This window comes from Columbia Basin potato purple top phytoplasma (assembly GCF_028595955.1).
Taxonomy (GTDB): domain Bacteria; phylum Bacillota_I; class Bacilli_A; order Acholeplasmatales; family Acholeplasmataceae; genus Phytoplasma.
Map to the genome: position 1 here is coordinate 25,543 of NZ_JANHJP010000005.1, position 15,833 is coordinate 41,375.

Consider the following 15,833-nt stretch of genomic DNA (forward strand, 5'->3'; position numbering starts at 1 on the left):
GACAATTATAAAAAATATATTTTAAAAATCTTTTATAAAATTATCTACAAGAGCATAATTTTGTTCTTTAACAACAATTAAATTAGTGGTTACATGAGGCAAAATATTGTAAATCCTTTGAGGAGGAATAGAAATAAAAAATTGTATTTTCAATTTATTAAAAAAAGACATCATAGCATCTATTCTATTTTCATCCATATTATTAAAAGCTTCATCAAAAAATACTAAACATCCTTTTGATTCATTCTTTTCTATTAATAATTGTTCAAAACAAACAGCGATAATTATATAAAAAGGAACTTGTGTTTCGCCACCTGATTTTTCTCTAAAAATTTTAGAAAAAAAAGACCAATTGCCTTCTTTATCATAAATTTTAATATCATAATTTAAATAATTACGATAATCTAAAAACTGATAAGATAAATTTTCATATTCCGAATCAAAAAACATTATTTTTTGAAATAATTCGTTTAAAAGAATTTCTTTATGAGATAAATAATCTTCATTAAATAAATTTGTTTCTTCTAATTCGTTATCTTTCATAAAAAAAGAATAATATTGTTGATATTCAGGAATATCAGAAGGTTTAATAACAATTTGATAATAATCATTGCCAAAAGGTCTATTTACTAAAATTTTATTTAAATCTTTAATTTGTTGTTTAACTTCTAAAATACTCTTTTTTAATTTATTAATGAATTCTTCTTTAAAAATAATTTCTGTTTTTATACTTAATTCTTTGGCTTCTTGTTCGTATTTAATTAAATTTTTAGACTGAATTAAATTATATTCTTTTATAAAAAAATCTAAATTTTCTAATTTAGCTTCAACATTAAATAAATGATAATTATCAATATATTTTTTCATAAAAGACACTAAATCTATTTCAAAAATATTTTTTTGTTTTTCCATATTTTTTAAATCTTCTTGAATACTTTTGAACATCATTTCATAATGATTAGAATATTTATTTAAATAATTATGAAATTGTACAGAAGCAGCTTCCATATTAATAATTTCTTTTTTTTCTTCTTCGAATAATTTATTTTTATTCAAAGATAAATCATTTTCTAAATTATGAATTTGTTTCAAATAAATATTTTTTTTATTTTTATTTTCCAAAATTTGAAATAAAATTTGTTCTAATTCTTGATTTTTTACTTTTTTGTCTTCTTGCGCTTGAATAATACTATTTTCTAATTGATTTAAATTAGGATTCAATTCTAATTTTTTTATTTTTTCTTCAATAATAATTAAATTAGATTCTTTGTCTTTTTTTTGTTCAAACCAATCACAATAATTTAAATTTGCAATTGAAAATATTTTACTTTTTTGAATCAAAGAAATAATATTTGCATTATTTTTAAAATAATTTTGTTTTTGGTTTAACTCTTCTTTTTGCGAATTCATTTCATTTAAAATTATATTAGCGCGTATTTTCCGAGAATTAATCCCTATATAAGGGACTTGATAAATTTTAGGATTTATTTTTTTAGCAGTATAATTGCTATACATCATACATAAAGGAGTAATAGAAGTTTTGTGATTTTTTAAATTTTCAATATTTAATTCGCATTTAATATTAGATAATAATATTTTAATATATTTTAAAGCATCATTATTATCACTAGTAATATGCGAAGCTAAACTATCTAAATTATCAGAGATATCAGGAATTTTTTCAACATTGACTAAACCAACATCATAAATTTTCAATTCATCTTGTAATTTATCATAAATTTTTAAAGCAGAATCAAAATAACGATGATCTATAATTAAATTAAACTTTCTATATCCCAAAACACCTTCTAAAGCATTTCTCCATAACTCATCTTTTACTTCTATTAATTCACATAAAGGATAGACAAAAATATTTTTATTATGTTTTTGACTTAATTTTTCTTTTAATAAATTATTTATTTTAATAAAACGATTATTAGAAGAAACATGATTTTGAGTAATCATTTCTAAATCAGAATTATTTTTATTAATGTTTTCTTTTAAAAGAATTATTTCTTTTTGTAAATTATTTTGCAAAACATTAAAACTAATTATTTTTTTAGAAAAATATTCTAATACTTCATTAATTTTTGTTTTTAATAAAAAAGAATTTTTATCTATAGATTTTAATAAAAAAGACTTAATTTTTTCAGAACTTTCCCTAAAAAAAATCTCATTAGTCAAAATAAATAAATTATCTAAAATAACAGTTTCTTCATTTAATTGTTTTATGAAAATATTTATTTTTTCCTTAAGATCTTCGATAAACTTTTTGTCTTGAATTAAATCTTTTTGCAAAGAATGCAAAACAGAACCTAAATTATTTTGGAATTTATTAGTTTGTAATTTCAAAATATAATCATTTAAATTATCAATATATTCGTTGTATTTTTGTTTTTGAGATGTTAAATGAACTAATTCTTTTTCAACTAATGCTTGTTTTTTAATATAAGACTCTAAATTTATTTCATTCTGTTGAACTAAAATCATTTGTTTAGTTAAAGATTGAATCTTCATTTGATCATCTATTTTTTTTAAATTTTTATTAATTTCGATAATCGCGGACAACTCTTTTAATTTCTTTTTTTCTATTTCCATTTGAAATTCAATTTGTTTTAATTGTCGAACATTATTCTTTAAACTATTAATATTAATAGGGTTTTCTTCTAGCAAAAAATCAAAAATAAATTTTTGTAAATTCAAAGGTTTAAAAGATAATGCTTTAGGTAATATTTTTAAATATTTTACAATATTAATTTTTAAATATTTACCAACTGCATTATGATATTGTTTTTTAGTATCAAAAAAATCAAAATCTTTATTAAAAGATCTAAAATAATCGCGCATATGTTTAATATTTCTTATTTGATTATCAAATATAAAAACATTTTTATTTAGGCGCATACTAGTAGATAAAAGATAAAATTTATCCTTTAAAATACCTCTATAAGGTAATTCTAAAACACATCCTAAAATAGTATATGTTTGTGTTTGTTCATCATAAAATTCCAATGCAATATGTGTAACAACATCTTGATTTCTTAAAAATTCTTTATTTTCGATGCCAAGTTTACCTTTAATATAACTTTCTAACGAACGCTTAGCATTATCATTAGCAGCTATATTGAATTTAACACTATTTTTCTCGCCTATCAAAACATATTGCAAAGCGTCTAATAAAGTTGATTTACCTGCTCCATTTTCGCCTGAAATCAAAACATTATCTTTAATCTCTATCTCTTGATAAGAAAATAAATGCCAATTAATTAATATTATTTTAGTTAATTTTTTCATTTTAATTTTTGTCGTCATACTTCAAATTTAATGACTCTGTATACTGTTTAATCATATCTAAATCAATCAAATAAAGAATAGAATTATAAATTGTTATAATTAAATCATCAGATAATTCATTTTCTATATAATTAATAATATTGAACCTTTTATACAAAGCTAAAATGTTTTTTATTTTTTCTTTAGTCAATTTTTTGATTTCTTTATAATCAATACTATTTAATTTATGATAAATATCTTGTAAATATATTGAAATAGTACCACTAGATTTATTTTCTCTTTTTTGTTGAAATAAAATACGTAAAATTAATAAAATTAAACTTTCTTCTTTTTTTAATTTTAATTTATTAAAATGATTTAAATTTTTAATAAAAATAACTTCATCATATTTTTTAATTTCCAATTGAAAATCAGACAACTTAAAAAAAGAAGTAAAAAGTTCTTTATATAATAAAATAAAACGATAATCATTGGCATCTTCTGTTTTTTGAATAGTTAGATAATTTATTTGAAATAATTTATTTACAATTTTAGAAAAAATATTTTTTTCTTGTTCTGTTAAATTTTGAAATTTGTCTGTAAAAATATATAATGCTTTTGTTTTTTGCTCCATCAAAAAAATCCTTTACTAATTATTAATATCGCATAATAAAAAATAATGAAAACCAATTGATGAATTTACTACAAAATCAATCGAAATTAAAAAAATTAAACTAAATTATTTTTAATAAAAAAATCATACATTGTATTTTCCATAATATGATCAGATATTAAATTAGCTTTTTTTTTAACATCTATATATTCACAATTACCCATTGCAATACCGATATCAGCAAATTCTAACATTTCTTTATCATTGCAACCATCTCCAACACAAATTAATTCGTAATCATTATATTTTGGCTTAATTTTTTGAATACCATGTAATTTATTAATTGTCTTCATTGTTAAATCAATATGAGTGTTCCAATAATATCCTTGAAAATAATCTAATTTATCTAAAAAAGTTTTTATCTTTTCTCGATCATCTCCAAAAATATTCAACATAAAAATTTTTTCTTTTAAATAAAATTGATTATCAATTTTAATATCAAATTTCTTTGTCCAATGTTTAATAATTTCTAATTGTTTCGAATCATCATTAGAAAAAAAAGCTGACCCATTCATACTAACTCCGGAAGCTAAAATTTTAAAACCAGAGTATAATTTAATTTGTTTCACAACGTTATCAATATAATTAACAGGAATTGGATGTTCATCAATAACTTTATTATCTTCTAAAACCAAAGCACCATTAACCAAAACTAAATATTTGAAACAAGGTAATAATTCCTGAATAACATCTAAATTTGCATAATTTCTACCAGTTGCTATACCTAATACTACATTAGGGTTTTGAGATAATTTTAAAATTAATTTCTTAGTTTGTGACAAAACTTCATTTTTTCCATTACTATATAAAGTGTCGTCAATATCAAAAAAAAATAATCTTCGTTTAATGATTAAAAACCTCTCTATTCTATTATTTAATTTAATTTATTTATTAAAAAAAATGAAAAATTAGTAGAAAATACTATTTATAGTTTAATTAATTATAATCCATTATATCAAAAAAAATATAAAAATTTATATCCAAACAAACCCCATAATTATAAAACAATTAAATTCCTAATTATTTTCTTTTTGATATAAAAGAAAATTAATATAAAAGAAAATAATTTTATTTATATATTCATATAAAAACTAATCCAAATAATATATGCAACCTGAAAAGGAAATTTATAATTTATAATAAACAATTTATATTTATCCAAAAAATAAACATAATGTATTTAAATATATTAACTATTATTTTTTATTTATATAAGCATAAATAAAAAATAATATAAAAATTAAAAAATAAATATTAATCATTTATTCTAAAACAAAAATATAAGGATATTTTTGGCTATTATTATTTTCTATCTTTTCTATTTCTAAATTAGGGAAATGTTCTTCTACAAAAGATTCTATTTTTTCTAAATTTCTTTTCAAAAAAGTTTGTTTATGATAAAAAATAGTTAAAAAATTATTTTTTTTACTAATCATCTTTTTTAATAAATTTTTAGTTAATAAAATTAAATCTTTATTATTTTCTATTATTTTATTTTTCATATAAGAAACAAAACAATCTAAATCCAATTTATGATCTATTTTGTTCTCAAGATACCTTGAATCAATGATTTTTCCGATTTGAATTTTTTGCATATAATTCTTCATATTAGTCAAATTCTTTTGTAAAGAAATATTTTTATCAAAAACTAAAAGAGAAATATAACTTTCAACAATATCATTAGTAGGGATAATTTCGATTTTTAATTTAGGATTTAATTCACAAGTTTCTTTTATAATAGGTATTATGTCTGATTGATTAGGGAAAATAACAATAATTTCAGCGTTAATTTCATTAATTATTTTGTTTAATTTTTCTACTGACAAAAAATTCTTATATAAATTCAAAACAATATCAGATTGTAAATCTTTAAAAGTATTTTCGATTTCTTTTCCTGAACTAGAAACAAAAGTAATAACAGAATATCTAGAAACTTTAGAATCATTTTTATGTTTTTCTTTAGAAATAAAATTATGATATTGTTCTTTCATATTCTCAATTTTAGATTTAACTAATGTCCCGTATTTAGATAATTTTGTTAAAATATTATCAGGATTATTCGTATGAATATGAATTTTTAATAAATCAGAATCTTTCAATAAAATTAAAGAATCGCCATAATTAGTCATCTTTTGCTTCTGATCTTCGACATCAAAATCATTTGAACTATTCAATTTAATAATAAATTCAGTGCAATATTTATATTTTAATTCACTATTTTTTTCAATATTATGATTGACTTTTAAATCTAAAAATGTTATATCATCGTTTTCTAACTGAACATCATCTAAAAATAATAACATTCCTTCCAAAAAACAAATAAATCCTGCTCCACCACTATCTACTACTTTATATTGTTTCAAAATAGGTAATAAATCAGGAGTTTTGCTTAAAGAAATTTTAGCATTTTCAATAATTATTTGAAGAGCTCTTTTAATTGTATTAATTTCCTTCTTTTTTTTTACAGTTTCTTCAATAGATTCTCGTAAAACAGTTAAAATAGTTCCTTCTACTGGTTCGACAATTGAGGAATAAGATTTTTTATAACCGCTAATCATAGAATCAATAAACTCTTCAGCATTAATATTATTTTTTTTCAAACTACTAATATAATCATAAATGCCGGAAAAAAATTGAGAGAAAATAACGCCTGAATTACCTTTAGAACCCATTAATAAAGCATCAGATAAAACTTTACTAACTTGAATAATAGAAGAATCATTTATCAATTGAAGTTTTTTAACGCCTTCCATCATAGTCATTTGCATATTAGTACCTGTATCTCCGTCAGGAACAGGAAAAACATTCAAATTATTTATTTTTTGATAATTTTTTTTTAAATAAAAAGTTCCGTTTATAATCATTTTTTTAAATAAATTGCCGTCTATAATTTTTTGTTCTGCCATTTTTTTATAATGTAATCCTTTTTAATTTCTATAAAATTTTCTTTTATTTGTGATTTAAATCTTTCTTAGTTATTATAATATTAAGTACTTTATAAAAAAAACGTAACTAATAAATTCTTTTATATTTTTTTTGAATAATGAAAAAATATAAAAGAATTCAAAAAAACAATTATATTATAACATATGAATATTTTTATTAATATTGTTTTTGGATTCTTAATATCTTCTGTATTATTAGGAATAAAAATATGTTATTTTTTAACAAAAATATATTATAATAAATTATAAGTTATAAACACACAAAAACATCATAAACGGAGTAGAATAAATATTATGAGTAAATGTTATATCACTGGAAAAACAACTTTATTCGGAAATAAACGTAGTCATGCGATGAATGCGACTCGTAAATTATGGAAAGCTAATTTACAAAAAGTTAATATCATTGATCAAAAGGGTAAAAAGAAAAAAGTTTACATATCAGCACGTGCATTAAGAAAATTAGAATTACAAAGAGTTTAATTGTTTAATAAACAACTTTAAAATAAAAAAATATCTCAAACGAGATATTTTTTTATTTTAAAAGCAAATAAATTCTCGAGGAATTGATAAAATAAAAATAACAAAAAAAGATAAAAAGAATAAAGAATCAAAACGATCTAAAAAACCACCATGACCAGGTATTAAACTATCAAAATCTTTAATTAAAAAATCTCTTTTAAATTTTGAAGCAATAAGATCACCTATTTGAGCGATAATACAATTACAAAAAGTAAAAATATAAAATGGTAACTTGTTTATGAGTAATCTTCTATCAAAAATACAAAATACAATAATTAAGGATATAATAACGCCGCATAAAGAACCTTCCCAAGTTTTCTTAGGGCTAATTTTAGGATATAAAAGATGCTTACCGAATAAAATACCGCCTAAATAAGCAAAACTATCATTTGCAATAGTAATAACAAATAAGTAAACGAACCATTCATAATTTAAACAAATTAAAGTAAAAAAACAAGCACTAGGTAAAACAATATATATTAAAATTAATAAAAGAAAATTTAAATTTTCTGTCCTAAACTTATTAACAAATAAAAAACAAAACCATAAAAAAATAAAAAGAAAGAAAAAATAAAACAAAAATTGTTTAAGTTGAAATGATTGTTTTAAATAAATTAATTGTGCAGGTAAATAGATTTTTTTCGAAAAAATTTTTGAAAAATCATTTAATTGAGGGTTATTACAATAAAAACAAAATAAAAAAAGAAAAAAAAGATAAAAAAAGATAAAAGAAAAAATAAAATAAATAAACTTTAAAAAATTATTTTTAAGTAATTGTTTAGATTTTAATACTTCTTTAACAGAACATATCATAATTACCAAAATAAAAAATAAACAAAAATAAATAAAAAAAATTTTATTAAATTTCTTGTCAATCCATGTAAAAAAAAAGAAAAAAAATAAATTTATTAAAAAAAGGATTAATCCTGTATAAATTTTAATAAATGATTTTTTTTTATTCATTTTTAAATTTTCAACAATTCATTATTTTTTTTAATTGTTTCAACTTCTATTAATTTAATAAATTTATTTATTAAATTTTGTATATCTTTTAAGCAAATATTTTCTAATGTGTCGTTTAAATTCATTTTTTGAATTTGTTCTTTACCTTGACGACGAATATTTCTTATTATTACTTTAGTTTGCTCTGCTATTTTTTCTACTTCTTTCACTAACATTTTTCTTTTTTCTTCTGTAGGTTGAGGAAAGATTAATTTTATAACTTTACCATCGTCTTGAGGAGTTATTCCTAAATCAGAATTTAAAATAGCCTTAGAAATATTATTGATAACAGTATTATCAAAGGGCTTAATATTAATCTGATTGCCTTGATGAACACTAATAGTACTAATATTTTTTAAAGCAATATCTTCATTATAATAATTAATAGTTATTTTATCCAAAATTTTAGGATTAGCTCTTCCTGTTCGAATGTTATTAAATTTAGATAACATAACTTCTTGGGCTTTACGTATTTGATTTTCTAATTTTATTAAAATTTCTTTTGATAAATCTTCCATATTTCTTTTATTTATCCTCCTTCGAAGTAATTAAAGTCCCTATTTTCTCTTTTAAAACAACTTTTTTAAAATTACCTTTTGCATTCATATCAAAAACTAAAATATCAATCTTATTTTCCCAACATAAAGAAACAGCTGTCATATCCATAATATTTAATCTTTTAGAAAGAATTTCTTTATAATCGATTTTTTTTAACAAAATAGCGTTTGTATGTTTTTTAGGATCTTTATCGTAAACACCTTCAACTCCATTTTTCGCCATTAAAATAACATCTACATTTAATTCTGCTGACCTCAGGGCAGCTGCAGTATCTGTAGAAAAATAAGGTAAACCTAAGCCAGTGCCTAAAATAACAACTCTATTTTTATCTAAATGTCTTAAAGCTTTTTCTTTAATATACGGTTCTGCTACTGCAATAACAGGAAAAGAAGTCATTACTCTTGTTTGGATTTGTAAATTATTTAAAGCATCTTGTAAAGCTAAAGAATTAATTATAGTACCTAACATACCCATATAATCTGAACGGCTACGTTCCATACCTAATTCTTGACCTACAAGACCACGCCAAATATTTCCTGCACCAACAATAATTATAATCTCAATACCTAAATCTTTAATTTCTTTTATTTCTTCAGCTATTTTCTTAACTGTTTGAGGATTAATGTTAAAATTTTCTCCTTTTAATGCCTCTCCGCTTAATTTTAAAAGAATTCTTTTAAACATTAACTTTTCCCTCTCTCTCTTTTTTTTTTTTTTTTAATAAAAAATTATTTATAAAATATTTTATTTAAAATTATTTTTTTCCTACTTCAAAATAATAATAGTTTATAATATCAGTTTTATTTTGGATTAAATATTCTTTAACTTTTTGATTTGATTCCATATAAAAAGGTTGTTCTAATAAACAATTTTGTTCTATTAAAGTATTAAATTTATTTTCTACTATTTTGTTTAATAGTTCATCTTTTAAAGGTTTATGACTATTTTTTTCTTTCAATTGTTCTAATAAAATTTCTTTTTCTTTATTTAAGAAATTAATATCTATTAATTCCTTACTCAAAAATTTAGGTTTCATTCCAACTATATGCACTGGAATATGTTCTTCAACATCAGCAGAAGATTTAGTTAAATGAACTAAAGCGGAAATCTTGCCTCCTTGATGTTTATAAAAACCAAAACCTTCCTCATCTTTTTTATAAATAATTTGAATACGTGATAAAACAATTTGTTCTTTAATTATAAAAGATTTTTGGGAAATCAATTCTTCAACACTTTGACCATTCCATTGATATTTTAAAAAATCTTTTAAATTTTGAATAGAAGAATCAGCTTCTAATAAAATATTTTCTAATTGATTATATAATTCCATAAAATTTTTATTTTGAACAACAAAATCTGTCTCTGCATTAAGTTCATATAAAATAGCTTTGTTATTTTTAACAACAACATTTGTTAAGCCTTCAAGAATGTCTTTTGTTTTGTTCTTTTTATGATAAAAAAGACCTTTTTCTTTTAAAAAATTAATCGCTGATTCAATATCACCATTAGTCTCTTCTAAAGCTTTTTTACAATTGGTAATACCTGCCTGAGTTTTTTGTCTTAACTCTTTAATCATTTCAATTGTTATTTTCATGAATGTTTATCCCTTTTTTAATTTTTTTCCAAATTTATTTTTATTTCAATACTGATAATATTATTTTTAATATTAAAAAAAGATGTTTATTAAACATCTTTAATTATAATAAATTACGATTTTAATAAAATAAGATTATAAATAAAATATCACTTTATAGCAAAATTTTATTTTTTTAAATTTTTATTTTGTTTTATATATTTTCTTATTCATTATTTTTTTACATCAATTTTATTATTATTTGATTTTTGAGTTCCCTCGATAACTGCATTTGCGATAATAGAAGTTATTAACCTAACACCTTTAATAGCATCATTATTAGCAGGAATAATATAATCAACTAATTCAGGATCACAATCACTATCAATAATTCCAAAAACTTTAATATTTAATTTACGTGCTTCAGTTATCGCTATAATATCTTTCTTAACATCAATAACAAAAATAGCTTGAGGTAAACTTGTCATGTTTTTTATACCACCTAAAAACTTCTCTAGTTTTTCTCTTTGTCTTATTAATTTAATAACTTCTTTTTTAGGCAAACCTTTCCACAAGCCTTCTTTTTCTTGATTATATAAATCTTTTAAAACATTAATTCTTTTTAAAATAGTTTGAAAATTAGTAAAAGTACCGCCTAACCATCTATATGAAATATAATATTGTTTGGCTCTTTCAGCTTCTTGCTGAACAATTTCTCGAATTTGTTTTTTGGTACCTAAAAATAAAATTTTCCCATTATTAGACGCTAATTCAACTATCTTCGGATAAACAAATTCAATTGCTTCCATTGTTTTCTTTAGATCTATAATATGAATTCTATTTCTTACAATAGGTATTCCTGTTTCATTTGAAAAAAGAAAAGGTTTCATTTTATAATGGCATTTTCTAGCTGCACTTCCGAAATGAATTCCTGATCCTAATAATTGTTTAATAGAAACAACAGATGACATAAAAACAAAATTAACTCCTAATTAAATTTTATTAAAATTTTTAAAATAATTAAATTATTAAACATCCATAATACAACAAATATACATCAAATTATTTATATTTATAATTTGCAAATTAAATTTATATTAAATTTTAATATTTTCCGTAAAATTATTTATTTTAAACGAATCTAAATTATTTTAACATATTTTTATTTTTTTATAATTTAAATCTTTATATAACAATTTTAATCAGTGCTTCCGAAACCATCTTGACGGGTTTTCTTATCTTGTGTAAAATCATTATTAGTTAAATAAAATTTTTGCAAAATACCTTGAGCTATTCTTTCTCTTTTTTCAATTTTTACTTCTTTATCCGATATATTATATAAAGGTACAAAAATATGTCCTTCATTTTTTAAATTATTATAATAATCACTATCTATAATCCCTACACTATTAGGCATTATCAAGCTTTTTTTTAAAGCTAATGAAGATCTAGGATATATACATAAAAATTTATCACTTTCAAAATAAGCTTTTATACCTGTAGGAATTAAAACTAAATCTTTAGGTTTTATAAAAATCGAAATAGCCGATTCAAAATCATATCCTGCGCTATAAAGAGTATATCTTTTTGGTAAACTAATATTTTTATCTTTATAAATGCTTACAACTTCAAAAAAAAAATTTACTTTATTTGGCATATTCAATATTTCCTTTATGTTTTTTTTAATAATTTTTTTTTATAAACATTTCTAGGATGTTTTTCTATAAATTTTTTTTTTAAAAAAACATCAGAAACATGAGTATAAATTTGAGTTGTTTTTAAATTAGCGTGTCCTAATAATTCTTGAACAACTCTTAAATCTGCTCCATGATTTAATAAAACAGTAGCAAAAGCATGTCTAAAAGCGTGAGGATACAAAGAAATATTTGAACTTACCTTAGAACTTAATTGATTTAAAATAAATCTAATTCCTTTTTCTGTTAAAGGATCGCCTTTATAATTGATTAATAAAAAATCATGTTTAGCCCTATTCGATTTTCTATTTTTATTTAAAAATTTATCTCTTATATAAGTTAAATAATGTTTCAACATATTTGATAAAACAATATGAAGAGGTATAAATCTTTCTTTTTTACCTTTACCATAAATTAAAATTTGATGATTCATAAAATAAATATTATTTATTTGTAAATTAACCAATTCACTTACTCTTAAACCACAACTATAAAGTAAATCTAAAATAATATAATTACGATACCCAAAAATATTTGATGTATCAATAACATCTAATAAATTTTGAATAAAAGATTCAGGTAAAATTTGAGGTAATTTTCTAGATTTTTTTTTTAATTTAATTAATTTAAAAATATTATGCTTAAAGTTATATCTTTCGATTAAAAAATTATAAAAAAGTCTTAAAGAAGAGATTTTTCTAAGAATACTAGTATTAGATAAATGTTTATTACTTAAATAAGAAACAAAATAACGAGCTTCATTTATTTCAGATAAATCAATAAAATTAAATATCATATTTTTTTGAAACAAAAAATTTTGAAATTCTTTTACATCATAAATATAATTCTTAATAGTAAAATAAGAATAATTACATTCGATTTTTAAAAATATTTCAAATTCATTAATAAAATCCAATATTTTTAATCCTACCGCTAATTTCAAAATTATTTTAAAATTGAATTCGAAAATATAATAAGTTTGTGAGTTTATATTATCTATTTATTATCTTAGAAACAAATTTATTAAATTTATAAAATAAGAAAACTTATTTTTAATAAATTTAAAAATAATTGATTTTTTAAAATTAAATATCAAAAAAAACATAGATAAAATCAAAATAATATAACCAATAATAGATAAATAAGATTTTTTTTTCTTTATAATATTTGATAATGGAATTGTATAAATAATTTTATACATAACATTTTCATAACTAATTCTTTTTTCAAAATCTAATATTTTATTATTATTTATCCCTTTAGTTGTTATAAATTTTTCATTTTTATTATTATACTGTACTCGATGGCAAACAAAAGGAATTTGTCTCAATAATTTATTCGTTTGAAATTGTTCCTCAATATAAAAAACTACATCATCACCTTCTTTTAAATTTGAAATTTCTTCTTTAGTTATTTTTTTTACAATAATCAAATCATTTTTTTTATATTCGGGAGACATGCTATCACTAGATATATAATTAATGTTCAAAAAAATAAATTTATTAGCATTTTTAGGATAAAAATAATTATACAAATTCAAAAAAATAAAATAAAAAATAATAAATACAAAAATATAATATAAAAAAAAAAATAAAATAATTAAAAAATTTTATTACTATCTTTATTGTTATTATTCTATTTAGAATCATATTAAATGCTCTACATTTACAATATTTTATTATTTTATATTAAAATAAAAAAATATTTTTTTATTCTATCAAACTAAATGACAAAAATCCAATTAGTTTTTATATTAATATTATTTTTTATTTTATCAAAATAATAATTATCTTTAAAATTAGACATATCTTTGAAATTAACTATATTGATAAATTTACCAATTGATAAAATTTATCAATTGGTAAATTTATTTAAAACTAAAATATTTTTTTATCATAAAAACATAATTATTATTATATTCTGTATTAATATTATTTTGAATAATATATTTTCGTAAATTTTTAGGCATAAAAACTCTAATATCTTCTTTATTATAACCTATTACAATAGATTTTGAATTATAAATAATAGGTTTTTTGCAAATAGATGGGTTTTTTACTATAAATTTTTTTATCTTTTGGATAGTCATTAGAAATAAATCTTTTTTCTGTTTTTTGAAAATTCGAGAACGAGTAGATATTATATTGGTAAAATCTATATTTTCATAATTCAAAATTATATCAATATCTTTTTCAGTGAAAGAAGAATGACTCAAATTTTTTTCATGATATTTAATATGATGTAAATCTAACCATTGTTTAGCTTTTTTACATGAAGAACAACGATTACTAGTTAAAATAAAAACCATAAAAATAAAATCCTTTTTTATACAAAAAAATCATTTAAAAAAATACCCTTTTAAACCTTTATAAAATAAATGCAAATAAAAATTCAAAAAAAATAAAAAAATTTTAAAAATTCAAAAAAAATAAAAAAATTTTAAAACATTAAATTTCAACAGGATAGTAAAATTATGTTTTAATTATAACAAATTTATTTTTAAAAGTCAAAAAAAGATTATGAAAAATCAAAAAAATTACTAAATAAATCTATAAACATAAAAAGAATTTAAAATAAATAAAAAAAATAAAAATAAAATTGTTTTCAAAATCTTTAAATTATGAATATTTTTAATTATGAATATTTTTAATTATGAATATTTGAAAAATTAAATAAAAATTTAATAAAATATTATTTCCAACATTCATTATAATAAGTAAAAATTTTATAATATAATTATAATTAGTGAATAAAAAAATGAAATTTTTGTAAAAATTTAAATTTTAAGAATTCCGTTTTATTATTAAAATAATAATTAATAAAAAATAATATAATTTAATATTTAATGAAAAAATATAAAAATTTATCCTAAAAATTTATTTTTAAAATATAAATAATTTTAGCTTTAATTCGATAAAAAATAAATATTATCTAGATAGGATTTTTTTTAAACAATGATAAAAAATTTTTTAATTTTATTAGAAAAGAAAAACAATTTTATTTTTTATAACTTTGTTTTGTGTTTTTAATAATATTTTTAAATCGGAACCTCGAGGTAAAAAAATATTATTAAAAGAAATGGACAACAAATTTAAGAATAAATTGATTAAAAACTTTAAATATACAACAAGTTTTAATATATTCTGCAAATTCACTATATTATTTATTAGAAGTAAAAGATATAAACAATATTTTGTATCAAACTAAAATATTAGAACCTTATGGAATAAACAAAATATATAATTTTATTAAAATTTTAAAAACAGAAAATAATTCTCAAGATACAGTATATGAATACAAAACAGATTTCGAAATTTTATCTCAAATAACTGATAAATGGCCATTTTTTCTTTTATAATCATTAATGTTTTATACAACCATACTATGTATACCATTGCATTTATTTTTTATATTATAAAACAAATACTCGGTAATATAAGAAAATCCAATTCCAAACCTTTGATTTCTTCTAAACAAAAATCTCTTTTTACTTTCTAAGATGTAACTGGTAATGAAAAAAAAGAGGAAATGAAAGAATTAATTGATTTCTTAAAACAACCTCAAAAATATCAAAAAATAGGGGCTTCAATTCC

15 protein-coding genes and 1 pseudogene are annotated in these 15,833 nt (G+C 19.5%); 3 read left to right on the forward strand and 13 right to left on the reverse strand.

Annotation, left to right across the window (positions count from 1 at the left end):
• Positions 1-21 precede the first annotated feature (21 nt).
• From M8044_RS01650 to M8044_RS01665, 4 genes are all read right to left on the reverse strand, one after another.
• Positions 22-3,312, reverse strand: coding sequence for an ATP-binding protein (locus tag M8044_RS01650; RefSeq protein ID WP_273585328.1), 3,291 nt, complete (start codon positions 3,310-3,312; stop codon positions 22-24).
• Positions 3,296-3,907, reverse strand: coding sequence for a DUF4194 domain-containing protein (locus M8044_RS01655; protein ID WP_273585329.1), 612 nt, complete (start codon positions 3,905-3,907; stop codon positions 3,296-3,298). The genes M8044_RS01650 and M8044_RS01655 overlap by 17 nt, the downstream gene beginning before the upstream one ends.
• Before the next feature lie 95 nt (positions 3,908-4,002).
• A complete protein-coding gene (locus M8044_RS01660) occupies positions 4,003-4,830 on the reverse strand; it encodes an HAD family hydrolase (RefSeq protein WP_308705353.1) in 828 nt (275 codons plus the stop codon).
• 378 nt (positions 4,831-5,208) lie between these two features.
• On the reverse strand, positions 5,209-6,852 hold the full coding sequence (locus M8044_RS01665; RefSeq protein WP_273585330.1) for a DAK2 domain-containing protein: 1,644 nt from the start codon (positions 6,850-6,852) through the stop codon (positions 5,209-5,211).
• 333 nt (positions 6,853-7,185) lie between these two features.
• On the opposite strand from M8044_RS01665, the gene rpmB reads away from it, so the two are divergent.
• Positions 7,186-7,374, forward strand: a complete 189-nt coding sequence (rpmB, locus tag M8044_RS01670) for a 50S ribosomal protein L28 (protein ID WP_273585331.1) — start codon at positions 7,186-7,188, stop codon at positions 7,372-7,374.
• Between the two features lie 57 nt (positions 7,375-7,431).
• Here rpmB and M8044_RS01675 read toward each other — a convergent pair whose 3' ends face one another.
• From M8044_RS01675 to M8044_RS01715, 9 genes are all read right to left on the reverse strand, one after another.
• Positions 7,432-8,376: a phosphatidate cytidylyltransferase gene (locus M8044_RS01675; protein WP_273585332.1), complete on the reverse strand. Its 945-nt coding sequence runs from the start codon at positions 8,374-8,376 to the stop codon at positions 7,432-7,434.
• 2 nt (positions 8,377-8,378) lie between these two features.
• Positions 8,379-8,933 carry a ribosome-recycling factor gene (locus M8044_RS01680; RefSeq protein WP_273585333.1) on the reverse strand — a complete coding sequence of 185 codons (555 nt, stop codon included), beginning with the start codon at positions 8,931-8,933 and terminating at the stop codon, positions 8,379-8,381.
• A gap of 7 nt (positions 8,934-8,940) precedes the next feature.
• A complete protein-coding gene (gene pyrH / locus M8044_RS01685; protein WP_273585334.1) occupies positions 8,941-9,657 on the reverse strand; it encodes a UMP kinase in 717 nt (238 codons plus the stop codon).
• A gap of 70 nt (positions 9,658-9,727) precedes the next feature.
• Entirely contained in the window at positions 9,728-10,567 is an 840-nt protein-coding gene (gene tsf / locus M8044_RS01690; RefSeq protein ID WP_273585335.1) for a translation elongation factor Ts, read from the reverse strand.
• A 212-nt stretch (positions 10,568-10,779) separates the two neighbouring features.
• Positions 10,780-11,517, reverse strand: coding sequence for a 30S ribosomal protein S2 (gene rpsB, locus M8044_RS01695; RefSeq protein ID WP_308705352.1), 738 nt, complete (start codon positions 11,515-11,517; stop codon positions 10,780-10,782).
• A gap of 227 nt (positions 11,518-11,744) precedes the next feature.
• Complete coding sequence (gene dut, locus M8044_RS01700) at positions 11,745-12,203, reverse strand: dUTP diphosphatase (RefSeq protein WP_273585336.1); 459 nt, start codon at positions 12,201-12,203, stop codon at positions 11,745-11,747.
• Between the two features lie 14 nt (positions 12,204-12,217).
• Complete coding sequence (locus M8044_RS01705; protein WP_273585337.1) at positions 12,218-13,156, reverse strand: tyrosine-type recombinase/integrase; 939 nt, start codon at positions 13,154-13,156, stop codon at positions 12,218-12,220.
• 87 nt (positions 13,157-13,243) lie between these two features.
• On the reverse strand, positions 13,244-13,699 hold the full coding sequence (locus M8044_RS01710) for a hypothetical protein (protein WP_273585338.1): 456 nt from the start codon (positions 13,697-13,699) through the stop codon (positions 13,244-13,246).
• A 408-nt stretch (positions 13,700-14,107) separates the two neighbouring features.
• A complete protein-coding gene (locus M8044_RS01715; protein ID WP_273585339.1) occupies positions 14,108-14,548 on the reverse strand; it encodes an ArsC/Spx/MgsR family protein in 441 nt (146 codons plus the stop codon).
• A gap of 885 nt (positions 14,549-15,433) precedes the next feature.
• Between M8044_RS01715 and M8044_RS01720 the strand changes: the two genes are divergently transcribed.
• Both M8044_RS01720 and M8044_RS02615 read left to right on the forward strand, forming a co-directional pair.
• The gene (locus M8044_RS01720) at positions 15,434-15,598 is read left to right on the forward strand and encodes a hypothetical protein (protein ID WP_273585340.1); all 165 of its coding nucleotides are present in this window, start codon (positions 15,434-15,436) and stop codon (positions 15,596-15,598) included.
• 26 nt (positions 15,599-15,624) lie between these two features.
• A pseudogene (locus tag M8044_RS02615) lies at positions 15,625-15,833 on the forward strand (cell division protein FtsH); the annotation flags it as partial.

Bases quoted from the DNA above. Each gene is read 5' to 3' on its own strand.
- tsf (WP_273585335.1), bottom strand. From the start codon at position 10,567: ATGAAAATAACAATTGAAATGATTAAAGAGTTAAGACAAAAAACTCAG.
- M8044_RS01715 (WP_273585339.1), bottom strand. From the start codon at position 14,548: ATGGTTTTTATTTTAACTAGTAATCGTTGTTCTTCATGTAAAAAAGCT.
- rpsB (WP_308705352.1), bottom strand. From the start codon at position 11,517: ATGTCATCTGTTGTTTCTATTAAACAATTATTAGGATCAGGAATTCAT.
- M8044_RS01675 (WP_273585332.1), bottom strand. From the start codon at position 8,376: ATGAATAAAAAAAAATCATTTATTAAAATTTATACAGGATTAATCCTT.
- M8044_RS01655 (WP_273585329.1), bottom strand. From the start codon at position 3,907: ATGGAGCAAAAAACAAAAGCATTATATATTTTTACAGACAAATTTCAA.
- M8044_RS01650 (WP_273585328.1), bottom strand. From the start codon at position 3,312: ATGACGACAAAAATTAAAATGAAAAAATTAACTAAAATAATATTAATT.
- M8044_RS01710 (WP_273585338.1), bottom strand. From the start codon at position 13,699: ATGTCTCCCGAATATAAAAAAAATGATTTGATTATTGTAAAAAAAATA.
- dut (WP_273585336.1), bottom strand. From the start codon at position 12,203: ATGCCAAATAAAGTAAATTTTTTTTTTGAAGTTGTAAGCATTTATAAA.
- rpmB (WP_273585331.1), top strand. From the start codon at position 7,186: ATGAGTAAATGTTATATCACTGGAAAAACAACTTTATTCGGAAATAAA.
- M8044_RS01665 (WP_273585330.1), bottom strand. From the start codon at position 6,852: ATGGCAGAACAAAAAATTATAGACGGCAATTTATTTAAAAAAATGATT.
- pyrH (WP_273585334.1), bottom strand. From the start codon at position 9,657: ATGTTTAAAAGAATTCTTTTAAAATTAAGCGGAGAGGCATTAAAAGGA.
- M8044_RS01680 (WP_273585333.1), bottom strand. From the start codon at position 8,933: ATGGAAGATTTATCAAAAGAAATTTTAATAAAATTAGAAAATCAAATA.